The sequence below is a fragment of the Bartonella sp. AA89HNZF genome (assembly GCF_042196905.1).
Taxonomy (GTDB): domain Bacteria; phylum Pseudomonadota; class Alphaproteobacteria; order Rhizobiales; family Rhizobiaceae; genus Bartonella.
Genome location: NZ_JBHIRD010000005.1, coordinates 1 through 24,406, shown reverse-complemented (window position 1 = coordinate 24,406; position 24,406 = coordinate 1). Strand labels below are relative to the sequence as shown.

22 protein-coding genes are annotated in these 24,406 nt (G+C 37.2%); 5 read left to right on the top strand and 17 right to left on the bottom strand.

Annotation, left to right across the window (positions count from 1 at the left end; genetic code table 11):
* Window positions 1–143 precede the first annotated feature (143 nt).
* Both ACFIN0_RS03725 and ACFIN0_RS03720 read left to right on the top strand, forming a co-directional pair.
* Window positions 144–1,403 (top strand): lytic murein transglycosylase, encoded by a 1,260-nt coding sequence (locus ACFIN0_RS03725; protein ID WP_375608009.1) that lies wholly within the window; start codon window positions 144–146, stop codon window positions 1,401–1,403.
* A gap of 14 nt (window positions 1,404–1,417) precedes the next feature.
* Window positions 1,418–2,494, top strand: a complete 1,077-nt coding sequence (locus ACFIN0_RS03720) for an SGNH family hydrolase (RefSeq protein WP_375701941.1) — start codon at window positions 1,418–1,420, stop codon at window positions 2,492–2,494.
* Window positions 2,495–2,656: 162 nt separating this feature from the next.
* On the opposite strand, the gene ACFIN0_RS03715 is transcribed toward ACFIN0_RS03720, so the two are convergent.
* Complete coding sequence (locus tag ACFIN0_RS03715; protein ID WP_375701940.1) at window positions 2,657–4,681, bottom strand: M3 family metallopeptidase; 2,025 nt, start codon at window positions 4,679–4,681, stop codon at window positions 2,657–2,659.
* 552 nt (window positions 4,682–5,233) lie between these two features.
* Between ACFIN0_RS03715 and mgtE the strand changes: the two genes are divergently transcribed.
* From mgtE to ppa, 3 genes are all read left to right on the top strand, one after another.
* Window positions 5,234–6,610, top strand: a complete 1,377-nt coding sequence (gene mgtE, locus ACFIN0_RS03710) for a magnesium transporter (RefSeq protein WP_375606748.1) — start codon at window positions 5,234–5,236, stop codon at window positions 6,608–6,610.
* A 1,270-nt stretch (window positions 6,611–7,880) separates the two neighbouring features.
* The gene (typA, locus tag ACFIN0_RS03705) at window positions 7,881–9,707 is read left to right on the top strand and encodes a translational GTPase TypA (RefSeq protein WP_375606747.1); all 1,827 of its coding nucleotides are present in this window, start codon (window positions 7,881–7,883) and stop codon (window positions 9,705–9,707) included.
* 68 nt (window positions 9,708–9,775) lie between these two features.
* The gene (gene ppa / locus ACFIN0_RS03700; protein ID WP_375606746.1) at window positions 9,776–10,306 is read left to right on the top strand and encodes an inorganic diphosphatase; all 531 of its coding nucleotides are present in this window, start codon (window positions 9,776–9,778) and stop codon (window positions 10,304–10,306) included.
* Window positions 10,307–10,358: 52 nt separating this feature from the next.
* Here the strand turns inward: ppa and ACFIN0_RS03695 are convergent, their stop codons facing one another.
* The 16 genes from ACFIN0_RS03695 to ACFIN0_RS03620 all read right to left on the bottom strand — a co-directional run.
* Window positions 10,359–10,673: a DUF167 domain-containing protein gene (locus ACFIN0_RS03695; RefSeq protein ID WP_375606745.1), complete on the bottom strand. Its 315-nt coding sequence runs from the start codon at window positions 10,671–10,673 to the stop codon at window positions 10,359–10,361.
* Window positions 10,674–10,695: 22 nt separating this feature from the next.
* The gene (locus ACFIN0_RS03690; protein WP_375610568.1) at window positions 10,696–10,989 is read right to left on the bottom strand and encodes a YggT family protein; all 294 of its coding nucleotides are present in this window, start codon (window positions 10,987–10,989) and stop codon (window positions 10,696–10,698) included.
* Between the two features lie 326 nt (window positions 10,990–11,315).
* The gene (locus ACFIN0_RS03685; RefSeq protein WP_375606743.1) at window positions 11,316–11,876 is read right to left on the bottom strand and encodes an invasion associated locus B family protein; all 561 of its coding nucleotides are present in this window, start codon (window positions 11,874–11,876) and stop codon (window positions 11,316–11,318) included.
* 101 nt (window positions 11,877–11,977) lie between these two features.
* Window positions 11,978–12,505, bottom strand: a complete 528-nt coding sequence (locus ACFIN0_RS03680) for an RNA pyrophosphohydrolase (protein ID WP_375606742.1) — start codon at window positions 12,503–12,505, stop codon at window positions 11,978–11,980.
* Window positions 12,506–12,544: 39 nt separating this feature from the next.
* Entirely contained in the window at window positions 12,545–13,855 is a 1,311-nt protein-coding gene (locus tag ACFIN0_RS03675) for a S41 family peptidase (RefSeq protein ID WP_375610570.1), read from the bottom strand.
* Complete coding sequence (locus ACFIN0_RS03670; RefSeq protein WP_375610579.1) at window positions 13,845–15,089, bottom strand: murein hydrolase activator EnvC family protein; 1,245 nt, start codon at window positions 15,087–15,089, stop codon at window positions 13,845–13,847. The genes ACFIN0_RS03675 and ACFIN0_RS03670 overlap by 11 nt, the downstream gene beginning before the upstream one ends.
* A 133-nt stretch (window positions 15,090–15,222) precedes the next feature.
* Complete coding sequence (gene rlmH, locus ACFIN0_RS03665; protein WP_375701939.1) at window positions 15,223–15,705, bottom strand: 23S rRNA (pseudouridine(1915)-N(3))-methyltransferase RlmH; 483 nt, start codon at window positions 15,703–15,705, stop codon at window positions 15,223–15,225.
* A 1-nt stretch (window position 15,706) separates the two neighbouring features.
* Window positions 15,707–16,135, bottom strand: a complete 429-nt coding sequence (rsfS, locus tag ACFIN0_RS03660) for a ribosome silencing factor (RefSeq protein WP_375701971.1) — start codon at window positions 16,133–16,135, stop codon at window positions 15,707–15,709.
* Window positions 16,136–16,204: 69 nt separating this feature from the next.
* The gene (locus tag ACFIN0_RS03655) at window positions 16,205–16,798 is read right to left on the bottom strand and encodes a nicotinate-nucleotide adenylyltransferase (protein ID WP_375606738.1); all 594 of its coding nucleotides are present in this window, start codon (window positions 16,796–16,798) and stop codon (window positions 16,205–16,207) included.
* A gap of 29 nt (window positions 16,799–16,827) precedes the next feature.
* Window positions 16,828–18,084, bottom strand: coding sequence for a glutamate-5-semialdehyde dehydrogenase (locus ACFIN0_RS03650; RefSeq protein ID WP_375701938.1), 1,257 nt, complete (start codon window positions 18,082–18,084; stop codon window positions 16,828–16,830).
* A 45-nt stretch (window positions 18,085–18,129) separates the two neighbouring features.
* Window positions 18,130–19,269, bottom strand: coding sequence for a glutamate 5-kinase (proB, locus tag ACFIN0_RS03645; RefSeq protein ID WP_375606818.1), 1,140 nt, complete (start codon window positions 19,267–19,269; stop codon window positions 18,130–18,132).
* A gap of 1 nt (window position 19,270) precedes the next feature.
* Window positions 19,271–20,296 (bottom strand): GTPase ObgE, encoded by a 1,026-nt coding sequence (gene obgE, locus ACFIN0_RS03640; protein WP_375606736.1) that lies wholly within the window; start codon window positions 20,294–20,296, stop codon window positions 19,271–19,273.
* Between the two features lie 198 nt (window positions 20,297–20,494).
* Complete coding sequence (locus ACFIN0_RS03635; protein WP_375606735.1) at window positions 20,495–21,223, bottom strand: RlmE family RNA methyltransferase; 729 nt, start codon at window positions 21,221–21,223, stop codon at window positions 20,495–20,497.
* A gap of 29 nt (window positions 21,224–21,252) precedes the next feature.
* Window positions 21,253–22,563 carry a Ppx/GppA phosphatase family protein gene (locus ACFIN0_RS03630; RefSeq protein ID WP_375701937.1) on the bottom strand — a complete coding sequence of 437 codons (1,311 nt, stop codon included), beginning with the start codon at window positions 22,561–22,563 and terminating at the stop codon, window positions 21,253–21,255.
* Between the two features lie 885 nt (window positions 22,564–23,448).
* Complete coding sequence (locus ACFIN0_RS03625) at window positions 23,449–24,051, bottom strand: invasion associated locus B family protein (RefSeq protein WP_375701936.1); 603 nt, start codon at window positions 24,049–24,051, stop codon at window positions 23,449–23,451.
* Window positions 24,048–24,406 (bottom strand): YadA-like family protein (locus ACFIN0_RS03620; RefSeq protein ID WP_375610574.1); only part of this gene is annotated, 359 nt, incomplete at its 5' end. The genes ACFIN0_RS03620 and ACFIN0_RS03625, both read right to left, overlap by 4 nt.

Here is a 24,406-nt window from a genome sequence, read left to right as displayed (position 1 = left end):
AAGAATCTGAGAATTTATTGAAGGAATTAAAACGAATTATTTATTTCAGTTTTTTCCTATTCTTGATCATATTATCGATTAAACTAAATACAAAATAAAGTTATTGCACATCTAATGAATTGAATATTAATGGGGATTTCAAAATGCAAAAAACAGAATTGAAGAGTTTCTCTTTTTTTTTAGAGAAGTCAATAGCTTGGAGACCCCTTGTCACTGGCTCTGCCATTCTTTTGTCTGCTTTTTTAATGTTTTTTGCATCATTTTCACATGCGGATAGCGGATTTAAACACTGGATTAAAGAGTTTAAAAAAATAGCTATTGCTCACAATATTAGCCCTTCTACGTTTCATATGGCATTTAAAGACATTAATGCCATTGATCCAGAAGTTTTAAAAAGCGCCGCATACCAACCGGAATTTATTGCTCCTTCATGGAACTATTTCGATAATCGTGTCCATGATATTGCTATTATAGAAGGACGGCGCCAAGCAAAAAAATGGAATAAATGGCTTCTTCAAATTGAAGAACGTTTTGGTGTTGACCGTAATATTCTGCTTGCTATTTGGTCAATGGAAAGCAATTATGGGAAAATTTTAGCCAATAAAAGTGTCATGCATGATACCATTCGCTCGCTTGCAACCCTAGCCTATGCCGATAAAAAACGCGAAAAATACGCACATACACAACTGATTTCTGCTATGAAAATTCTACAAAGTGGTGAAATTAAACGCTCTCAACTCACTGGATCTTGGGCCGGAGCATTGGGACATACACAATTTATTCCAAGCAGTTATCTCGCCTATGCTGTTGATATAAATCAAGATGGACGGCGTGATATCTGGAACTTTGTTCCAGATGCGCTGGCTACTGCTGCTAATCTTCTTCACAAAAATGGCTGGCAACCTAATCTTATTTGGGGAGTAGAGGTAAAAGTGCCGCAGGGAAAAAAACTTCCTGAAGGCTGGTATTCCTTTGAACAATGGAAAAAATTAGGTGTAAAATACGCTAATGGGCATCCTCTTCCTACATTAGCTGAACAAGCAATGTTAAAATATCCAGATGGAGAAAAAGGACCTATATTTTTAGTCACAAAAAATTTCTTTGTTCTAAAACGTTATAATAATGCAGATCGTTATGCTCTTGCCGTTGCCCTTCTTGCTGATCGCATTGCTGGACGGCCTGGATTAGTGCATGATTGGCAAAGACCTTTTCAGCCTATTACCTTCCAAGAATGTAAAGAACTGCAATCTCGCTTAAGTGCATTGGGATATTATAAAGGAGATATTGATGGACAAATCGGAACAGCCTCTCGCAAAGCAATCAAAGCTTTTCAGCTGCATTACGGTCTAAAAGAAAATGGATATCCATCATCTCAAGTGCTTTTTCTCCTTCGCCAACAATAATGGAGAATAAGGTCTTGTCTCTTTTGCGTCTTATATACTTGATATTCTTACTGTTTTCATTTTCTATTGTGGGGATCATACAACCATCCCCAAGTAAAGCAACGAACTTCTTCAAATGGTTGTCACAACATAACAAACAGACGCAACAACCACCGCAAATTATAGAACAAAAAATAAACAAGCCGCAAAAAAAGATCGTAACACAAAAAAACATACAAAAGCTAAAAAATGAGAACGCAAAGCGCATTCTTGTCATAGGAGATTTTACAGCTTCTGCTGTTGCCGATGCACTTAAGAAGTTTTTTATAGATAATAGTGATATCGTTATTATGAACAACACAAAGCCAGCTTCCGGATTAGTTCGAACTGATTATTATTCTTGGCAAAGCAATATTTCTAAACTCATTAATCAAAATAACCCCGATGTCATTATCATGATGATCGGGGCCAATGATAATCAACCCATCATAGACTCTCATAGCACGATTAACACAGATCAATCAGAATGGATGCACATCTACAAACAAAGAATTATCGAAATTGCTGAAAGTCTTCATGCCTCTGGAAAATCGTGGATATGGATAGGTCAACCTTCTTTTGGAAATGACCTTTTGACACAAAAAATGAAAATTTTTAATGCGCTCTACAAACAAGTAACAGAAACAGCAGGAGGATATTTTCTTGATATCTGGAGTGGCTTTAGTGATGAAGAAGGAAACTTTTCTTTTTCAGGCTATGATATTAATGGAAAAATGACCAAATTGCGCACCAATAATGGCATGCATTTCACTTCTGAAGGAAAGAAAAAACTTGCTGCTTATTTAGAAAAGCCATTGAAAAATATTTTAAATTTTCATGCCTTTTCTCATGAAAATTCTTACTCAACCGATCAAGTTATTAAAAAACTTATACAAGAATCAGAGAATCAAGAGCCAAGTAAAATTATGCGTCAGCCTCCAATGAGCCTTAATGATATGGTACAACAAAACACCCACCTCATAGGCAGAAAAAAATCAAGTTTTATAGAAAAATCATGGTTTCCACCAAATGGACATCAAAAAGATCGAGCTGATAATTTTTCTTTCCCATAATGTCTATTTAAAATACAAAATCTATTTTCCCCTATAAACAAAAAGCGAATAAGATAAAAACACTGTTTACATAGCTATAATGAAGAGAAAATTTGCATAAATTGCAACTACATCTTTGCGAAGAATATGAAAACGGCATGGTTAGCACCATGCCGTTATATCTTACAATCCACGTTTGTTAATCATTGCCTCTGGTAAAGGCATCCGTCCCCGAAAAGCTTTATAAAGCTCCTCTGGATCACGACTTCCCCCAGCAGAGTAAATAAAACGTTTCAACTTATTAGCAAGCTCTGAATTAAAAACATCTCCCGTTTCTTCAAAAGCCTGAAAAGCATCAGCATCAAGCACTTCTGACCACATATAAGAATAGTAACCAGCGGCGTAACCATCCCCTGAAAATATATGCGTAAAATGTGGAGGACGATGGCGCATAATAATTGTATCAGGCATTTGCAGCTTGTCTAATTCTTGGCGTTCAAACACTGTTGGATCAGTGACTTTTTCTCCTTGGTGAAAAGCCATATCCACGAGAGCTGATGAGATAAATTCAACCGCAGAAAATCCAGCATTAAATGTCTGTGCTGCTAAAACTTTATCTATCAACTCTTGTGGCATAGGAAGCCCTGTTTTTGCATGTATAGCATAAGATTTTAATACTTCTGGTACAGTTAACCAATGTTCATAAAGTTGAGAAGGCAGCTCAACAAAATCACGCGAAACCGATGTTCCCGATACAGATGGCCATACAACATCAGAAAGCAAACCATGCAATGCATGCCCAAACTCGTGAAAAAGCGTACGTGCATCATCAAGAGATAAAAGAGCAACCTCCCCTTTGGATGGTTTAGCAAAATTACAAACATTGTAGATAATGGGCTTTTGTCCGCCTTCCAATTTATGTTGTGATTGCAATCTACTCATCCACGCACCAGACCGTTTTGAAGAACGTGCAAAATAATCACCAATGAAAAGCCCAAGTAAGCTTCCATCAGATTTTTTTACTTCCCATAAACGTGCATCAGGATGCCAAAGTGCAACAGCATTTTTTTCTTCAAATGTAATGCCAAAGAGTTTTTCTGCTACTCCAAAAGCCGCTTTAATCATATGATCAAGTTGAAAATAATATTTAATTTCAGCGCCATCAAAAGAAAACTTTTCAGTGCGAAGTTTTTCAGCATAATAACGCCAATCCGAAGCTGTTAAAGATTCATTGCTTCCCTGATTATTGGCAAAATTTTGTAATTCAATTTGCTCAGTAGAAGCCTTCGCTTTTGCTCGCTCCCATACAGGCATAAGCAAATTCATAACAGAATCAACACTTTTAGCCATAGTATTATCGAGTTTTAAATCCGCAAAAGATTTATATCCCAATAATTTAGCTTGCTCATCTCGAAGCGCAACAATCTCTAAAATAATGGTTCGATTGTCATTCTTGTTATTATTTTCACCACGTTTAGCCCAAGCTTGGAATGCAACTTTACGCAAATCACGACGATCAGAGAATTTTAAAAAAGGTTCAACAATTGAGCGTGCTAGTGTTAATGCATAGGCTTCTTCACTGCCTCTTTCGTACGCAATTTCTTTCATTGAAGCAATGAGATCTTCCGGTAAACCAGATAAGTCTGTTTGTTTTAAAAATAGAATCCATTCAGCTTCATCGTTTAAGACATTTTGCCCAAAAGTAGCATTTAAAAAAGCGAGTCTTTCATTAATTTCTACAAGCCGTTTCTTCGCTTTTTCATCTAATTTTGCACCATGACAAACAAACTTTTTCCACCATAATTCAAGAACACGTGTTGTTTCATTCTCAAATGTCCCCTGTTGCGACTGTTTATAAAGCATATCTATTTTCGCAAATATCCGCGCATCCATCATCATTTTTGAAGAATAACGAGAAAGTTTTACAACGAACTCTTGCTCTAGCTGTTGAATTAATACATTCGTATGAGCACTAGTGCGTAAGAAAAATATTGAACAGACACGATCAAGCGCTTTGCCGCAAAGCTCAAAAGGCTGCAAAAAATTCTCAAGCGTTGGTGGTTCTTGCACCATCGCAATTGCCTCTAGTTCTTCTTCTGCTTCTTGAAGTGCCTGTTCAAAAGCGGGTTTAAAATCTTCATCACTTATAGAAAAAAAATCAGGAAGACCTGAAAATCCCTTCCAGTCCAGCACTGCTGCTTTTGTCATAATACTTTATGTCTCCATTATAAATTTAAACTGTAACAATTATCTTTACGACACAAATTGATAACATACTAAAACTATTTCTTGAGTTTCAAAACTACCTTTCAAAACGCTATTGAATAAAAAACCTGAAAATCGTACAGTTTTTCCATTTCAAACCATATTATATTGAAGCAATAAAGATTATTCGCTCGCACATCACAATAGAATTGCATATTAACAAAAACACTTGGAGAAAAGCATAATCTCCACTCTTTATAAAATATTGCTGTAGATTCTTTTGAAAATCAAAAACTTCATTAAAGAAATGATGGTAAAAATCAGAACTGATTTTTACATTTACGTTTTTATATTATCCTCAAATTAAGCTGTATTCTCGTTTCAGTGATTCAGAAACTTGTTCATAACTGATAATTTATCCTTGACTTTAACTTAAAATATTAACAATTGGAAATATAGTCGGGGAGGTTTTTTCAAATCTTCCATAAACTTTTGTTTTTATCTCATCTATTATTTAGATTTACAACTCCCCAACTCTTCAGGAGGGACTTTATCATGACTGAAATTAAAACGGCCTTCGACTTCAAAAATTTTTCTCCTGAAGCTCTCGCTGAAAAATTAAAAAATCAGCATTTTGCAGACTCTATTGATATCATCAATGATCTCGATATCATGGAACGTGTCACTATTCTTAGTCTTCTACCTCTTGATTATGTTATCGAACTTTTTGATAAACCAGAGCTTGAGCAACCTGCTGCCATCCTAGAACTTCTCCCTATAAATCGTGCTGTTGAAATTCTTGATGGCATGTCTGCCGATGCTGCTGCAGACGTCTTTCAAGAAATGGATAAAGAAACCCGCACACGACTTTATGCCTTGCTTAACCCCTTAACGCGCGCTGAACTTAAAAAACTCACCAGTTATCCTGACCATACAGCAGGAGCACTGATGACAACAGAGTTTATAGCCGTTCCTTCGAACTGGACCATACAAAAAACTTTGGATCACATTCGTGAAGTCGAGCGAACACGTGAAACAGTTTATACCAGCTATGTGATTGATCCTAAAACAGGTACTCTTCTCAAAGCTGTTTCACTGCGTAACCTTATTCTTGCCTCACCTGATGAACAAATTCTTAATGTCCCTACCCATGACTCGCCCATTACAATATCGCCCTTCACACATCATGAAGATATCGCACGCCTTTTCCAACGCCATGATCTTCTCTCTGTGCCTGTAGTTGATGAAAGTAACCATGTCATTGGCATTGTAACCGTTGATGACGTGCTTGATACTATGGTCGATGAGATGAATGAAGATGCCTATAAATTTGGGGGTATGGAAGCGCTTAATAAGCCCTATATGCAAATTAAGTTTCCTGAAATGATGAAAAAACGTGGCGGGTGGCTCGCTTTACTCTTTATCGGTGAAATGCTGACAGCAAGCGCTATGCAGCATTTCGAAACAGAACTCGAAAAAGCGATTATTCTTACACTGTTCATACCTCTCATTATGAGCTCAGGAGGAAATTCCGGCTCACAAGCTACATCCCTTATTATCCGTGCATTGGCTTTACGTGAACTCACATTAAAAGACTGGTGGAAAGTTATTATTCGTGAAATTCCAACAGGATTATCCCTTGGTCTCTTACTCGGAATTATTGGTGTTACGCGCATTGCTCTTTGGCAAAAACTGGGTATCTACGACTATGGCCAACATTGGATTGCTATTTCGACAACAGTGGGTACAGCTTTAGTTGGAATCGTTACCTTTGGTTCTCTTTCTGGATCTATGTTGCCTTTTATTCTTAAAGGTTTAAAATTTGATCCAGCAAGTGCTTCTGCTCCTTTTGTGGCAACTTTAGTAGATGTCATGGGCATTATAATCTATTTTTCTGTAGCTTCCCTCATTTTGTCAGGAACTCTCCTTTAAACATGTAAAGTAAAAACTCTTACTTATGGAAAAATCTTGTCATGTAACCTAAGATTCTTTCCATAAGAGAATAAGCTTTATTATTTATTTTTCTAGCGCACCGCTCTATAGATAATTTATTATTTTTTTTGAATAATAGCTCCGAATAGCGTAATTTCACCTCATCATAAAGCTTCTCATATTAAATCGATTAAAGTCATCTTCTTGCCAGTCACAAACGAGATCGGTGTATGGCTAAAAACTATTCAAGAAAAAATAAAATACTTCTTATATCATCTCTCTCTCGTATCAAAAACTGGCGCAATATTGACAGCTGAGAAAGAATAATAATGATGATACTCAACAAGCTTTATATTTCTTCACAAAGGCGTTAATAGTATACTATTCGCGTATGTTATATCATTTATGAGCCCTATCATGGAATGGATGTAGTGTACATTAAGCGATCTCTCTTAAGTACATGAATATGCAACAAAAAGTATATTCTGTTTAAAGTGTTCTGTTTGGCATGAAAAGCATACTCCTATTAGAGAATGCAATTAACAAAAAAGTGTAAGGCAATGCACTATCTCCATGGTTTAAAAAATATTACTTTAGATGCTTTTGAAAGCATAAATTGGATTAACGGCAAAAATGGGAATTTTCTTTGGATACCTTCATATTCTTTCTAAATAAGACTGTATTCCGGGTTCATAAATAAATCAAAAGATATAACTATTGCCCTAATCTGGCATACAAAAGCTAGAACTTCTTATAAAATTCTTAATCGTCTCAATATTTACCTCAAATACACGATTGCATTAGATCTGGATTTTGATTGACAAGTTATTGAATAAGAAAAAGCTTTATTTAGAATAAAAATATTGTAAAATTGTCAATAAATTGGCTATGGATTGAGAGATATTCCGGATTTTTATCAATCTCTTTGCAAAACAACAACAACAATACCGCTAGCTTTATACTTACTTACTCTTACAAGAATTCATATAAATTTCTTGTGTCATATTGATAAAAATCAAATTGACTGTGATTTTTGGGATAATTCTTAGCTCGAGAATAGAACATACGTATTATAAAAAACTTTTACGAAGCTTCAGAAATTGAAGCTCAATAGAGCCTTAAAGACTTGGATAAATAGTTTTGCCATAAAAATATTGCCTCCATCTTCCAAAATTATAAAAAAACATGTAAAAGGTTTTCTAATAATCAGGCAAAGAATGTAAAGACTTTGCCTCAAATGAAATTTCATTAAACGAAAAGAAGAAAATTTATGCAATTGCGTAACATTGCCATCATTGCCCACGTTGACCATGGGAAAACAACGCTTGTAGACGGGCTTCTCAAGCAATCAGGAAACTTCCGTGATAATCAACGTACAAGCGAACGTATGATGGATTCAAACGATATTGAGAAAGAACGCGGAATTACAATCCTAGCGAAAGTGACATCTGTTGTTTGGAAAGATACTCGAATTAATATTGTTGATACACCAGGACACGCTGACTTTGGTGGAGAAGTTGAACGCATCCTCAATATGGTTGATGGAGCCATCGTCCTTGTTGATGCAGCTGAAGGACCAATGCCACAAACAAAATTTGTCGTTGGCAAAGCATTGAAAGTAGGTTTGCGCCCTATTGTTGCTATTAATAAAATTGACCGACCTGATGCACGCGTTGATGAAGTTATTAATGAGGTTTTTGACCTTTTCGCTGCTCTTGACGCAACTGATGAACAGCTTGATTTTCCCATTCTTTATGGTTCAGGACGCGATGGATGGATGGCTGAAGCCCCCGAGGGACCAAAAGATCAAGGATTAGGTCCTTTATTTGATCTTGTAACGCGGCATGTTCCTTCCCCTAGCGTCGCAGAAGGCCCGTTCCGCATGATTGGAACTATTCTTGAAGCAGATCCGTTTTTGGGACGAATTATTACAGGTCGTATTCATTCCGGCTCTCTAAAACCCAATCAAAATGTCAAGGTTCTGGGACAAGATGGAAAACTTTTAGAAACTGGGCGGATTTCAAAAATTCTAGCATTTCGTGGTCTAGAACGGCAACCTATTGAAGAAGGAAGTGCTGGTGATATTGTTGCGATTGCAGGTCTGCAAAAAGGTACCGTCGCTGATACTTTCTGTGATCCTACGGTTAATGAACCCCTTACTGCCCAACCAATTGATCCTCCTACTGTGACGATGAGTTTTCTCGTCAACGATAGCCCCCTTGCAGGAACTGAAGGAGATAAAGTAACAAGTCGTGTCATTCGTGACCGATTGTTAAAAGAAGCTGAAGGCAATGTCGCTCTTAAAATTGAAGAATCAGCCGATAAAGATTCTTTCTACGTTTCAGGACGAGGAGAATTACAGCTTGCAGTTCTTATTGAAAATATGCGCCGTGAAGGATTTGAGCTTAGTGTTTCACGTCCACGTGTTGTTATGCAAAAAGATGAAAATGGAACAATTCTTGAGCCAATCGAAGAAGTTGTTATCGATGTCGATGAAGAATATTCCGGTACTGTTGTACAAAAAATGTCTGAACGTAAGGGTGAAATGGTAGAATTACGTCCTTCTGGAGGTCATCGTGTCCGCCTTGTCTTTTACGCCCCAACTAGAGGACTTATTGGTTATCAATCTGAACTTTTAACGGACACACGTGGTACAGCAATTATGAATCGCCTTTTCCATGCTTATGAACCTTATAAAGGAGACATTGCTGGTCGCGTTAATGGTGTTATGATTTCTAATGACAACGGTGAATCTGTTGCTTATGCTCTTTTTAATCTTGAAGATCGTGGACCTATGATCATTGATGCAGGTGTGAAAGTCTATCAAGGTATGATTATTGGCATCCACTCACGCGATAATGACTTAGAAGTTAATGTGTTAAAAGGAAAAAAACTTACTAATATGCGCGCTTCCGGAAAAGATGAAGCGGTAAAGTTAACGCCTCCCATTAAAATGACATTAGAACGTGCCTTATCATGGATACAAGATGATGAACTTGTGGAGGTAACCCCTAAAAATATTCGTCTACGCAAACTCTATCTTGATCCCAATGAACGTAAACGTTTTGAAAAAACACGTGCATCAATTTCAAGTTAATTTCATAATCTCTTTGGTAAAATATTTAATTGTATTGAGCCTCACTATATTCCAGAAAGGATGTCTCTATGAATATTAAGGAAATACCCGTAGGCAAAAATCCACCAGAAGATATTAACGTTATTGTGGAAGTCTCTCTTGGTGGTCAGCCAATAAAATATGAGATGGATAAAAAGTCGGGTGCATTATTTGTTGACCGTTTTCTTCATACATCGATGGTTTATCCTGGAAATTACGGTTTTGTCCCTCATACGCTTTCAGATGATGGTGATCCTATTGATGTCCTTATCTGTAATACCCGTCCACTTATACCTGGTTGTGTTATCAATGTTCGCCCCATCGGAGCTCTAATGATGGAAGATGATGGTGGTAAAGATGAAAAAATTATTGCCATTCCCACGACAAAATTAACAAAACGCTATATCAATATTCATGACTATACAGATCTGCCCGAGATTACACTCAAACAAATTGAACATTTCTTCAAGCATTATAAAGATCTGGAACCTGGAAAATGGGCTAAAATTGAAGGATGGCGTGATAAAAACTTTGCTCATGAATTAATTAAGCAAGCTGTTGAGCGCAATAAAAAAGTATAACGATTTTAATAAAATAAAGCCTATAAAAAATAGGCTTTGTTCTTTATTTTTTCTACGAGATGCAATCTCTAAAGGATTGCCATATCTGCTTTAGCTCTTCTAAATGTGTTGAAAAGTAAAGTTGTTTGTAGCGAGATATTGCGCCGCTTTTCAGAGAAATAGAAGAAGATGGGATTTTCCACTGCTTCGCAAGAAATTTAATGAGAGCTTTATTCGCTTTTCCATCTTCAGGAACAGCACGAAGGCGTATAACCAGATATTGCTTTTCACCATCCCTACATTCAACCCCTATTATTTTGTCAACAGATGATTTGGGAATGAGATATACAAATAAAATCAAGTTATTTTTATCAACTTGATAAAACATGTATTCGCCTCAAGTAACATTTCTATACATACATGTTTGCGTAAACACGCCACATAAAAGTACGAATAAAATAAATAATAACGAACACTATAATAGGTGAAATATCAATTGTTCCCAAATTGGGTAAAATTTGCCGGATACGGCTTAGAACGGGATTTGTAAGACGATATAGAAAGCTTCCTATCAAAACAACAAAGCGATTGCGTGAATTTATGATATTAAAGACATAAAGCCAAGAAAAAATGACACTAGCGATTAAAATATCAATATAAATCTCAAAAATCAAATCAATCGTTCGAAGCAATGCATAAATCATGCGTCATCCCTTTCAATCAAGGAAACAGAAGAGCGTATAGAAAACCTTCATTAAAGCAGGCCTGTGTATCAAAAAATGGTTTTATATTTCAATACTCTTTTTTCTTGAATAAAAACCAGACATCTAAATTCTTCATCTCTCTATTTAATGACGATGCAGTTAGAAAACAAATATCAAAATTAAAAATAGCACATAAAATAGAAGAAACGGCAAAAAATCTGAATATCCCTTATAGGATTAATCTTAAATCTCATCGTTTTAATTATTAATTATAAAAAACAAACAAACTAAAAGCGGCCTTTAAAAGGCCGTTTTTAGTTTTAAAATTATTTTTGCAAAGCAGTCAAACGATTAAGAGCACTGCTAAAACCATCTAGCTGAATAAATAAATCATTCAAAGCTGGTTCACCTGCAGCAGCAATTGTCATCGCCAACTTTAACTGTTTTCCAGAACGCAAAGCTGCTACGTGATTTTTGTCAAAAACGACAGGAACCACACAACCTGCTGGCACACAAGTCCTTATACCAGTTTCAATAACAGCTTTCCCTTCATCAACTTGCAAACGAACAGGTTTAGAAACCAAAATGCCAAAAGGAACGGTTAAGCTACCTGATACAACACCCTCAGCATTGAGAATAAGGCTCATAGCCACAACAACACGCCCTTGCTCATTTACTTCTTGACGATGCATAAAGCAAACTTTTTTCCCTTCTTGTAACCCACAATTAATGGTCCACAAGCCATAGGTTTCAGTTAAAGAAGAAGCACCATTTGGTAATGTCTCTACTGCATCTTTTGGTGCAGAAGGCTTTGAACCTGTTGCAAATGCAACAGATGAAATACTCAAAAGAGTACAAACTATAAGTAAATTAAATAACTTTTTCATTTTATATCCCTGTTCTTTACATAAAAGAGAAACATATTTATTATTTATAAATTAATATAAAGCATCTCAATACAAAAAGCTTTCTTATAATCATATAGCTTTTATAACAACCGAAGGCTACCTCGAAATTCGCTAACAACTTTCATATAAACATGCTTTTTAAAAGAAACAACAATTAAAGGAAGGGTTTCTAGATCAACCCATTTCCATTGATCGAACTCCGCTTTATTGCCTTCTGGCGGCGGATTAATCGCAATTTCAGAAAGCTTTCCTGTAAACTGGAAAGCAAACCACTTTTGTATTTGGCCACGATATTTATTACTTAATGTGCACCCAATAAGTTCTTGTGGAAAATCATAGTGAAACCAATTTTGTGCTTCTTTAATCAACTTTATAGATCGAATACCCGTTTCTTCATAAAGTTCACGATACGCTGCATCTAATGGTTTTTCATCTTCATCAATCCCTCCTTGAGGAAGCTGCCAACGATGAGATATGTCAATATCTGCATCTGGATGAATGGGCATCATTAAACGACGCCCAACCCACACTTTACCCTCATGATTAAAGACAACAATCCCAACACATTTGCGATATGGAAGAATCTTCAAATTAATACCTGCATCCATTTAATATTCCTCAAAATCGCAAGCTATAGATATCAATTCTCACTTTAACACATCCTTATTGGGATCTGGTGGAAATGCTGCATTTACCATTTCACCTCGTAATAGTTTATAGGCCTCATTCAATTGAATATCATCTTTAGGGTCTTTGGGAACAAAAGCAGCTGAACCAGATCCTTTATTACTCTCTCGTTTTCCTTTGATATGTCCTTTTAATGCAGACTCACCAACTTTTACATCATAACCCTTATATTTTTCGGGGAGTGGCTGCTCTACAATAATATCAGGCGTGATCCCTGTTCCTTGAATAGAAGTGCCAGATGGCGTGTAATAAAGTGCTGTTGTTAAGCGTAAAGCCCCATTTTCACCCAAAGGAATAATTGTTTGAACAGATCCTTTACCAAAAGACTGCGTCCCTAAAATTGTTGCACGACGATGATCTTGCAATGCACCCGCAACAATTTCGGAAGCACTTGCCGAACCACCATTAATAAGAACAATGAGCGGTTTTCCATTGATGACATCACCTGGCTTCGCATCAAATCTTGTCACATCACTCTTTTTGCGCCCACGAGTCGACACAATTTCACCTTTATTGAGAAAAGCACTCGAAACATTAACAGCTTGATCTAAAAGCCCACCCGGATTAAGCCGCAAATCAAGAACGTAACCTTTTAGCTTATCTTCAGGAATTTTAGATTGGATATCTTTAATTGCCGCTAGAAGATTATTTAATGTCTGCTCAGAAAACTGAATAACTCTCACATATCCAATGTCACCCTCAACCCGATATTTCACCGCTTTTACTTTGATAATATCACGAATAATCTTCACTTCAAATGGCTTATCAACGCCAGAACGAATAATTGTTAAGGTAATTGATGTTCCAGGAGCACCTCGCATCTTATTAACAGCTTCATTCAATGTTTGACCATTCGTTTGTACATCATCAATTTTTGAAATAAGGTCTCCTGCTAGAATACCTGCTTTTGAAGCAGGAGTATCATCCATTGGTGAAACAACTTTAATTAAGTTTTTTTCCATAGTGACCTCAATACCAAGACCTCCGAACTCTCCTTTCGTAGAATCCCGCATATCCTTGGCTTCTTCGGCATTCAAATAAGATGAATGAGGGTCCAGTGATGTGAGCATGCCATTGATAGCATTTTCAATAAGCTTTTTATCATCTGGAACTGTAACATATTGCATACGCACACGCTCAAAAACATCGCCAAATATAGCTAGCTTTTTATATGCATTATCTTCATTATTCGCAGCAACAGACTGCACCATAATCATTGAACAGGCGCCGAGCAATACCCCAGCGACCAAAAGAATAACTTTACGAATCATTTTGGCTCCTTCTTATTTTTTCAGTCTGCCACCAAGGAGTTGGATTTACAGGTTTTCCCTGCTTTCTAAACTCAATGTAAAGCATTGGAGAAGTTTTTCCTATATCCAATGCAACACTGTTTGAAATAAATTGCATCTCCATTATACCCAGAGGCTCACCTGAAAGAACAAACTGCCCCTGTTTTACATTAATTCTCGACATTCCAGTAAGAATGATATGATAACCATTTCCAACGTTGAGAATGATTAAATGTCCGTAAGAACGAAATGGCCCAGCAAAAGCAACAAAAGCATCCACAGGTGATATAACAACAGCTCCTGACTCTGTTTCTATCGTTTCACCAAAGCGCGTAATCTGCGAACTTTTGTTAGAGTGATGTATTCTTTTTCCTGAAACAGGAAAAAGTAAAGAACCTTTTCGGCTTTCAAAATTGGACTGTTCTAACAATTGCAAACTTTTCCGTACCTGTACTGATGCATCAGAGCTAAGTTTTGACTGACGATCAAGCTCTAAAATCAATTCTTCCAAAGACTGCGCTTTTTTAGCAAGAGCAATATTTTTTCGTTGCTGTTCTGTAAGTTCTTTTTCTGATTTTGTTTGTAGTTTGTTTTTTTTGTCTAATAAAAGCTCTAAACGTTTTCGCTGCTCTGCTTGATTTTGCAGTTTTGTCTTTAATCCTGTATATTCCCTAGTAATGGAATTACTCAAATTGGTCAACTCCTTGAGTTTTACTGTTAAATCTCGTGTTTTCTCCTGCATCTGAGGAATAACTGTACCTAATAAAACAGAACTACGTATAGAAGCCAACGCATCCTCTGGCTGTATCATAAGAGCAGGAGGCGGATTCAATCCCATACGCTCCAAAATTGCAAGAACTTCTGCAAATTCAGCACGACGATTTTTTAAACTTTGATAGACTTGTACCCGCTTTTCTATCATTTTTTTAAGCTTTTCTTCCCTTTTAGCAATATCATCTGCTACTATACGTTCTTCTTTAGCCGCCTTTATGAGTGCATCACTCAAAACACGTTGATCTTTTTTTAAATGCTCAACTTGATGCATAAGAAAAGCAACACGCTCACGCGAAAGTGAAATATTTTGGCGAATTTCTCCCAATTCTTTATGGACTTCCGTACTCCTCATTGTATCTTCCGCATGCGATACAGAAAAGCAAAAAAACATACTCAAGAGCAGAATGACAAATATGACGCACTCCTCATATAAATATAGCATCTTTCTATGAAGAAGCTTTTTCATTTGCAAAAACCATGACACCTCATCGTATACATTAGAGATGCTTTAAATGGTGTCAGCTAAAACAATATTAATAAACATATAAATAAGTGCTAAAAATTGAACAAAAATATTAAAAACGATGATACGGATGATTATTTTCAATTGTTACAGCGCGATAAAGTTGTTCTGTAAGAAGAATACGTGCAATTTGATGTGGCCACGTCATCAAACCAAAAGATAAAAGAAAATCAGCACGCTTCCTTATTTGCTCATTATGCCCATCAGGTCCTCCCAAAGCAATGACGACATCTCGAATTCCCTCATCACGATAACACCTCAATTTTTCAGAAAAAGAAGTTGACGAAATCGATTCTCCACGCTCATCTAACACAATTAATCGACATTTTTCAGGTAAAAATTCAATAAGTTTTCTCCCCTCTTCCTCCACACGTTGACAAACTGTTTGAGCACGACTTTCTGGTATCTCTTGTAACTTTTTTAAATGAAAGCCTACAGCACCAGAACTTTTAGAAAAACGATCCAAATAATGTTGAACCAATGTTTGCTCTGCCCCACTTTTCATACGACCAACCGCAAAAATAGAAATTTGCATTTTAATGATCTCCGAAGAGAAGCAAAGCCGTATCATTTAAATCCGGCGTCATCCATATTTTTTCTAAATTATAAAAAAGACGAACTTCTGGACGAAAAAGATGAATGATAATATCACCTGTATCAATCAATACCCAGTCACCTCCAGCAAGCCCTTCTACACGCGCAAGCCCCTGCCCACTATCTTTCCAAGTATGTAATAAATGATCAGCAACAGAAGATACATGACGCTGCGAATTTGCTGAAGCTATGACCATATAATCAGCCAAAGATGACTTCCCTCGAATATCAATAGCAACAATATCTTCTGCTTTTGTATCTTCTAAACTCTTGAGAATAACTTCAAGACTCTCACTAACAGAAAAAACTTTTTTTTCTTTTGAAGGTATAATATCATAAGAGTGTTTGTGTGCAACGTTTTTCAGATCAATATCCTTTCTTATCGTTGTGTAATGTCAAAAAGAGACTTCTTTAGAAAGAAGCAGAATCTTATGAAATGTTCAAGAAAAATCATTCTTCTCCAAACGAAGGTTTGTTGAAGATTGAAAAGATAAAGGTCCATGCAAATAAGTCCAAACTGGCGGTTTTATAAAAGGTAAGCGCCCACTTTCTCTCTCATCCAAACGAAATCGGCGATAAATCTGTGCCATAGGAGAAAAGAGTGCCGACCTATGGCCTAAAGGACGATCAATAATCGCAATAGGAAGCATAGAGACAATATCACGCCATCGATACCAATGATGTATCGTTGTAAAACTATCCGCTCCCATAATCCATACAAAATTTACACCACTGTAATGGGTAAGAATATGGAAAATTGTATCTACCGATACTTTGCTCCCTATAGCTTTTTCAAAACCTGTCAAGCGAATTTTCGGATGGTCAATAAGTTTAAAACTTAATCGCATTCTCTCCTCTAAAGGGAGTAACTGTGTACAATCCTTTAAAGGATTGCCTGGACTAACCATCCACCATAACTGATCAAGATGTAAACGCCGAATGGCAATTTTTGCAACGAGAAGGTGCCCCGCATGCGGCGGATTAAAGGAACCACCAAAAAGACCTACAACATTAGATCTTTCAACATGTGGCATACAATTTTTCCATGGAAAAAATAGGCTTTTCAAACTCTAACCTGACCATTTCCTTTAACATGATATTGAAATGATGTTAGCTGTTCAACACCTATGGGACCACGTGCATGCATTTTTCCTGTTGCGATACCAATTTCCATTCCAAAACCAAATTCACCTCCATCAGCAAACTGTGTCGATGCATTGTGTAATAAAATAGCTGAATCTAAATGATTAAAAAAGATCTTCACCACTTCCAAATCCTCAGCAATAACCGATTCCGTATGTCCTGATGAATAACGCTTGATATGAGCAATAGCTCCCTCAACCCCCTCAACCGTTTTAACAGAAAGAATAGCATCAAGATATTCATGTGACCAATCTTCTTCAGAGGCTAATTTTACATCTGGCATAAGAAAAACAATATCTTCTGTGGCGCGAATTTCACATCCCTTCTCCTGTAAAGCAGTTAAAACAGGAAGAAACTTTTTTAATGCTTGGCTGTCAATGAGAACTGTCTCAACAGCACCGCATATCCCTGTTCGCCGCAGCTTTGCATTTAAAACAATATTGCGTGCCATATCTAAATCTGCCGATTTATCAATATAAATATGACAAAGTCCCTCCAAATGAGCAAAAATTGGAACACGTGCATCAGACTGAACGCGGGCAACAAGGCTCTTTCCACCACGTGGTACGATCACATCAATCGCTCCATCCAATCCTTTGAGCATTTCCCCAACGGCAGAACGATCTGTCGTTCCAACCATTTGGATAGCATCTTTGGGTAAACCAGAGCGCTCTAATCCTTGTACCAACGCACAATGAAGTGCATGAGAAGAATGAAAGCTATCCGAACCACCGCGCAAAATCGCAGCATTGCCCGCTTTTAAACACAAAGCACTCGCATCAATTGTAACATTTGGGCGACTCTCATAAATAATGCCAATTACACCAAGAGGTGTTCTTACACGACTTATATGAAGCCCATTGGGGCGTGTCCACGCACTTATGACCTGCCCAACAGGATCAGATAAATGAGCAACTTGACGAACACTATCTATCATTGCACCCAAACGCAATTCATCTAATCTAAGCCGATCAATCATTGCTGCTTTCAAATTATTCTGAGCAGCCTTCTCTAAATCCAAACAATTCGCCTGTAAAATTTCATCTGAGTAAGCCTCTAGGCTTAAAGCGATCATTTCCAATGCATTGTTCTTTTGCTCAGAAGAAGCAACAGCCAATGCTGCAGCGGCATAGCGTGCTTTTTGTCCCATATCTTTCATTTTTTCTTCTAAAGTCATCGTATCATCCACTCTGCCAAAATAATAAAAACAAAAGTAACTTTTTTAAACAGAATTGATCAAGCAACGTACAATCATATCATTACGATGCACCATAGCAGAGCGCGCCTCATACCCAAGAATAGCTTCAATTTCTTCACTTTTATGTCCTATAATGCGTACAGCCTCATCTTTGTCATAGCTTACAAGTCCACGCGCAATCTCAACTCCATCTGTACCAACAATTGCAACCGTATCCCCACGCTGGAAATTTCCCTCAACGCCAATAACCCCTGCTGCTAATAATGATTTTCCTGTTTCAAGAGCCCTAATGGCTCCTTGATCAATCGTCAAAACACCAGATGGATCTAAATGACCAGAAATCCATGTTTTCCAAGCATTGACAGATTTCTTACTTGCTGCAAAAAAACTCTTGCGTTCACCTTTGTCAATTGCAGCAAGGGGATTCATACGTTTGCCTGAAGTGATAATCATCGCCGTTCCAGCAGCATTAGCTATTTTTCCGGCATCAAGCTTAGTCTTCATTCCTCCCCGCGAAAACTCTGAAGCAGCAACATCTGCCATTTTTTCGATATCATGCGTAATGGATGCAACAAAAGGTATAAATTCAGCCGTAGGATCTCTATGGGGAGACTTTGTATAAAGACCATCAATATCAGATAAAAGTATTAAAAGATCTGCCCTCACCATTGTTGCCACACGTGCAGCTAAACGGTCATTATCACCATAACGAATTTCAGTTGTCGCAACAGTATCATTCTCATTAATAACAGGCACAGCCCCCAAATATAAAAGCATCTCAATCGTTGCACGTGCATTGAGATAACGTCTTCGCTCCTCCGTATCAAATAAAGTAAGCAAAATTTGGCCTGTTTTGAGCCCATGTTGAGCAAGCGCATCACCATAGGTTTTCGCTAACTCAATTTGCCCCAAAGCAGCACATGCCTGACTTTCTTCCAATTTCAAAGCCCCCTTAGGAAGCTGTAGCAATGTCCTTCCTAAAGCAATAGCCCCTGAAGACACCAATAATATCTCTACACCTTTTTTGTGTAATCCAACAACATCACTGATCAAACTTTTAAGCCATTCAACCCGTAACCCTGTCTGAGGATCAACCAAAAGTGCCGATCCAATTTTGACCACGATACGTTTATAGTGTGTGAGTTTTTGCAATCCAACAGCCATCTCAATCAATCCTGCTATCCCCACCGTTCTCCTCTTTACGTGAAATTTCAATAATACGTGCACCAGCACGCAGCACATTTTCTAAACCTTCGCGACTAACCGCAGAAAACATCATAACAGGTTGATCCGTTACTCTTTGTAAAGCTTCCTGTTTCGTTTTACGCTCGTCAACCGTGAGCGTATCTATTTGGCTTAAAGCGACAATTTCAGTCTTATTACTTAGATTGTTTCCATAAGACTCAAGTTCATGACGCACAATTTGATATGCTTTTGCAACATCTTCTTCTTGAGCAGAAATCAAATGAAGGAGGACACGACAACGTTCCACATGTCCTAAAAAACGGTCTCCAATTCCCACCCCTTCATGGGCTCCTTCGATTAACCCCGGAATATCAGCCAAAACAAATTCACGACCATCAATTCGTACAACACCAAGATGAGGATGTAGAGTGGTAAAAGGATAATCTGCAACTTTTGGTTTTGCAGCCGTCACAGAAGCTAAAAAAGTCGATTTCCCAGCATTTGGTAAACCAACAAGTCCCGCATCAGCAATTAACTTCAAACGAAGCCATATTGCACGCTCTTCTCCAGACAAACCTGGATTTGCACGACGCGGTGCCCGATTTGTCGATGTTGTAAAGTGAAGATTGCCAAAACCGCCATTCCCGCCTTTTGCAAGGCGATAGCGCTGTCCCACTTCCGTTAAATCACAGATTAACGTTGTATTATCTTCTTCAAAAATTTGCGTCCCAACCGGAACTTTAAGGATGACATCATCACCCTTCTCACCCGTCATATTACGCCCCTTGCCATGTCCCCCTGTTTTTGCTTTAAAATGTTGTTGGTATCGATAATCAATCAGCGTGTTAAGCCCATCAACAACAAGCGCCCAGACATCACCTCCCCGCCCCCCATTCCCCCCATCAGGCCCCCCAAATTCTATGAATTTTTCACGACGAAATGATACTGCTCCGGAACCTCCATTACCAGAACGAATATAAACTTTAGCTTGATCAAGAAATTTCATTGGAAGCGCTCACTGAGGAATCAATCTTTCTACCTCTATAGGCAATATATTAATTTTACCAGTTTTTCATCATTGTTAACAGAGAAACTCTAAATATCTCTGAATAACTATTTGAAAAAATCATCATACTTAAATACATGCGTAAAGTTAAGCTTTTTCAAATACGTAAGTAAAGTTAAGCCTTCTTAAAAGAAGGTGCTATTCTTGTATTTTTGTTTTTCCCTTAAATTCAAGCGCTAAAAGATAAAGCTCCACTGATTCTGATCGGCTTGCGGGTGGTTTAACATGATAGACTTTTTTAAAATGCTGTTTTAGTATTGTGAGAAGAGTGTTTTCTGCTCCACCTTGAAAAGCCTTTGCCAAAAAATGCCCACCAGGTTTTAGAACAGAAAGAGCAAAATCAGCAGCAACTTCACATAAATAAATCGTTCTTAAATGATCTGTTTGACGATGTCCTGTTGTTGGTGCAGCCATATCAGAAAGCACAACATCCGGCTTTGTTCCTAAAGCATCAATTAATTTCTGCGGTGCATCTGCATGTAAAAAATCCATTTCCAGCATCACAACCCCAGGCAACGGATCAACATGCAAATAATCAATACCAACCACGCTAGGCTTTTCATCACTTGACCCTATTATATGCCCAGCCACCTGACACCATCCCCCAGGTGCTGCTCCTAGATCAATAACCTTTTGTCCTTTTTTCAAAAAACTATAACGTTCATTAATTTCAATGAGTTTATAAGCCGCACGTGAACGATAACCATCTACTTTTGACTGATGAACATAAGGATCATTCAGATGCCTCTCTAACCATCGCCGTGATGAAGCTTTAATGGTTCCTGCTTTCTTTTTTACGCGCTGATATAATTCATGTGACCCTGAACCTCCATAGCCACCCTTGGGTGTTTTTGTTATTTTTTTCATCGTTATTCATTGTCTCCATATTTAGTTCTCTAACGCTTGAAATCTCTGCTCTTTCTATGACGACACCATACACCATCGCGTAACATCAGCTCTATTAAAATTCCTTCCCTTAATCCACGATCAGCAACCCTTAAACGCTGACTTGGCCAAACTTCTCGAATAACATCTAAAATTGCACAACCAGCTAAAACTAAATCTGCTCTCTCTCGCCCAATAAAAGGACTTATTACGCGTTTTTCTATATCCCATGACAATATGCGTTTTGTCATAAGAGTAATGTCTGCATCATTCATCCAAATGCCATCCACTTTTCTTCTATCATAACGCTCTAAATTAAGATACATTCCTGCTAAAGTCGTAACTGTACCAGAGGTTCCCAAAAGATGAAACTTCGGACCTTGCGCTAACTCTCCTAATTTATGACGATCTGAAAAATTATTTAACAACCTTCGCACATAGCTTTTCATTTTTTCAAAATCGTCTAAACTAATATTATTTCCTCCAAAACGTTCAGCAAGTGTAACAACACCAACAGGAAGAGAAGTCCAAGCGATAATCTGTCCAGATAAACGAAAAGAACGTTTTTGAGAAACATCAAGGAGAACAATTTCTGATGATCCTCCTCCAATATCAAAAAGCACAATTGCATCAATATTTGGCTCAACAAGCGTACTGCACCCTGTAACCGCAAAACGCGCTTCTGTTTGCCGATCAACAATTTCCAATTCAAGACCTGTTTCATCCAAAACACGCTGAATAAAATGCCTACCATTTTCCGCTGAACGGCAAGCTTCCGTTGCAATCAAACGATAACGCTTAATATGCCTTTGTTTTAACTTTAAATGACAAATCTTTAATGCTTCAATCGCACGATCCATAGCTTGCGTATTAAGAAAACCGTTATTTATTAAACCTTCTCCCAATCGTACAATACGAGAAAAAGCATCAACAACACGAAAATATCCAGGTTTACTGGGAGATGCGATAAGAAGACGACAATTATTCGTTCCCAGATCAAGCGCCGCATAAAGAGGTGGGGATTTTACTTGAGAAAACCGTCGAAGAAAAGGAACTTTGAGTTTTTTTGTTTTTTGAGCTCCTATCATTGTCTGACCATGAAACTCAAAAGCTGTTTCCGATTGAATAAAAACCTGTTTCTGTTTACAATATTTTTTTCTCTGTTGTCCCTTTATATCAACAAATATGGAGTGTGCCTCTGTTCGTGACAATGCAGAACGATTGTTTTTATTACTACCACACGGATCATAGAACTGATCTGCTTTAGTATCGCATGTTTCTCCTCGCTTCAACTCTTTTGAACCATAATTTAACGGGGTCATTTCTCTCATCCCTTGAGCGTTTCCCCCAATAAATAAACGCAAAAACTTTTCTACTCACTCCTAAATAAAGCAACAATGCAGCATCAAATGATAAAAGAAACCATTTCTTCTTTTTCTATCATCAAAATTTTCTACGCTAGCATTATTCAGATTTTGGTATAATCTTTTGGTTGTTTTCATGAAATCATTCTTCTCTTTATGAATTGAAAACTATAAATTAATCGTTTACGTTCACATTAATTTTTATAAATTATGCTCTTTTCTTTATACCATTTACCGGAGCACACCTCTATTGTAACAAACCTACACTATCATACTATTTGCTGACTCTTAAGGTTACAACAACCTATACATTAGTACGGTTTATAAGAAAAATTTTTTTAATCTCGTTATCCACACACGAGCCTCGTTTGTTATATACAATGAAATAGCTTTGATTATGCTGGAATAAAAGTTCTGTAGTACTACACAATGCAATTACAATAGCTGTTATTTTGTGAATACCAATAAAAACTATCGTTCAAAAAAACCTCTAGAATTATAAATTTATCTGAAAAATATTAATACATAACCAGACCGCTTAAAAAAAGAATTTAGTCTACTCATTATTGTAAGAAATAAATCGATTATTTCTAATCTTTTTTATTTTTAATAACTAACGAAATCTTTCTTTAAGCATTACGGGAAACACTAACTTGATTTTCTATTACATATAAAGAACTTACTGTGACTTTATATTTCATAAAACTCTCACTATTTCCAACAAATCATCTCGATATCATATTATATAAAACTTCTTACTTATTTAATCTTATAATTTACACTCAGAAATATAATACAACAATTTATGGAAAAATGACTCTTGTTAAAAATACTCGATGGATTCTAAGGACTGAAAGAATTAAGTGCTGCATTTAACCCTTTAAATGGTACAGTAAAAGAAAATACCTTACCTTCTTTAGTTTTATAGGAAATACGTACCTTATTGTTCTGCTCTATTTGTTTAGTCAAAACCGGCCCTACAGGTGATTGTGCCAAACAAACCGTTTCATTACATTGCGTATAATTAATAAGAACAGGTTTTTTAACACCTTTTACAAACATTTGAATCGGAACATTTATATCAGAATTTGGCAATGTTCGAAAAAGCATCACTGCTTGACCACTTGTCGTAGAAACAAGAGACCAACTAAAAATGGTATTTCCTTCTTGATCATGAACCGTCTGTGTCACATTACATATACCTTGCTTATGTTTGAGCTTTTGTTTTTCGTCACAAATCAAAGTCCAATCATAAAACTGCATAATAATTCGACGTGTTTCGCCAGGTTCTCCCTTAGGTATCGATAAGTGCGGTGGATGCACTGTATAAATATTATTGTTCTCGTTGGCAAAGCTTTCGCTCTTGCCTATTAAGGCAAGAGCAAACAGAATCTTTACTAACATACTTCTCGTTTTTACAATAACAGCCATTTTTTCTATTATCATCTCAACCTCAGAGTAATTCCAGCACCTATTCCCCAATGACCTCCAGCACTTGTCACAGACACATTCGAGCGAATATTTCCATCTTCAGATGTATAACCAGCACCAATAGCAAGTGCAGATTGACTGCGCCACAAACCACTCCCAAATGAAACACTTAAAGATCCTGGTATATCATAGTAACGTAAGTTGGACACCGCTAGGCCAATAGCAGCAGCTTGTCTTGCTTCTTTCCGAACATCCTGAATAGCATAATTCAATGTCTCAAACTTCATATCCGTATAGGATTTCGACTCGTTAACACCATCATTGACAAGACCACTAATTTTCTCATCCGTATACTTATTGGCATCTTCAA

Coding starts and splice junctions, on each gene's coding strand:
- ACFIN0_RS03635 (WP_375606735.1), bottom strand. CDS start 21,223: ATGAAAAAAATAACAAAAACACCCAAGGGTGGCTATGGAGGTTCAGGG.
- ACFIN0_RS03625 (WP_375701936.1), bottom strand. CDS start 24,051: ATGATAATAGAAAAAATGGCTGTTATTGTAAAAACGAGAAGTATGTTA.
- ACFIN0_RS03695 (WP_375606745.1), bottom strand. CDS start 10,673: ATGTTTTATCAAGTTGATAAAAATAACTTGATTTTATTTGTATATCTC.
- mgtE (WP_375606748.1), top strand. CDS start 5,234: ATGACTGAAATTAAAACGGCCTTCGACTTCAAAAATTTTTCTCCTGAA.
- ACFIN0_RS03650 (WP_375701938.1), bottom strand. CDS start 18,084: ATGACTTTAGAAGAAAAAATGAAAGATATGGGACAAAAAGCACGCTAT.
- ACFIN0_RS03680 (WP_375606742.1), bottom strand. CDS start 12,505: ATGGATGCAGGTATTAATTTGAAGATTCTTCCATATCGCAAATGTGTT.
- ACFIN0_RS03670 (WP_375610579.1), bottom strand. CDS start 15,089: ATGCTATATTTATATGAGGAGTGCGTCATATTTGTCATTCTGCTCTTG.
- ACFIN0_RS03655 (WP_375606738.1), bottom strand. CDS start 16,798: ATGCCACATGTTGAAAGATCTAATGTTGTAGGTCTTTTTGGTGGTTCC.
- ACFIN0_RS03690 (WP_375610568.1), bottom strand. CDS start 10,989: ATGATTTATGCATTGCTTCGAACGATTGATTTGATTTTTGAGATTTAT.
- obgE (WP_375606736.1), bottom strand. CDS start 20,296: ATGAAATTTCTTGATCAAGCTAAAGTTTATATTCGTTCTGGTAATGGA.
- proB (WP_375606818.1), bottom strand. CDS start 19,269: ATGGCTGTTGGATTGCAAAAACTCACACACTATAAACGTATCGTGGTC.
- ACFIN0_RS03675 (WP_375610570.1), bottom strand. CDS start 13,855: ATGATTCGTAAAGTTATTCTTTTGGTCGCTGGGGTATTGCTCGGCGCC.
- ppa (WP_375606746.1), top strand. CDS start 9,776: ATGAATATTAAGGAAATACCCGTAGGCAAAAATCCACCAGAAGATATT.
- ACFIN0_RS03715 (WP_375701940.1), bottom strand. CDS start 4,681: ATGACAAAAGCAGCAGTGCTGGACTGGAAGGGATTTTCAGGTCTTCCT.
- ACFIN0_RS03630 (WP_375701937.1), bottom strand. CDS start 22,563: ATGACCCCGTTAAATTATGGTTCAAAAGAGTTGAAGCGAGGAGAAACA.
- rlmH (WP_375701939.1), bottom strand. CDS start 15,705: ATGCAAATTTCTATTTTTGCGGTTGGTCGTATGAAAAGTGGGGCAGAG.
- typA (WP_375606747.1), top strand. CDS start 7,881: ATGCAATTGCGTAACATTGCCATCATTGCCCACGTTGACCATGGGAAA.
- ACFIN0_RS03725 (WP_375608009.1), top strand. CDS start 144: ATGCAAAAAACAGAATTGAAGAGTTTCTCTTTTTTTTTAGAGAAGTCA.
- ACFIN0_RS03685 (WP_375606743.1), bottom strand. CDS start 11,876: ATGAAAAAGTTATTTAATTTACTTATAGTTTGTACTCTTTTGAGTATT.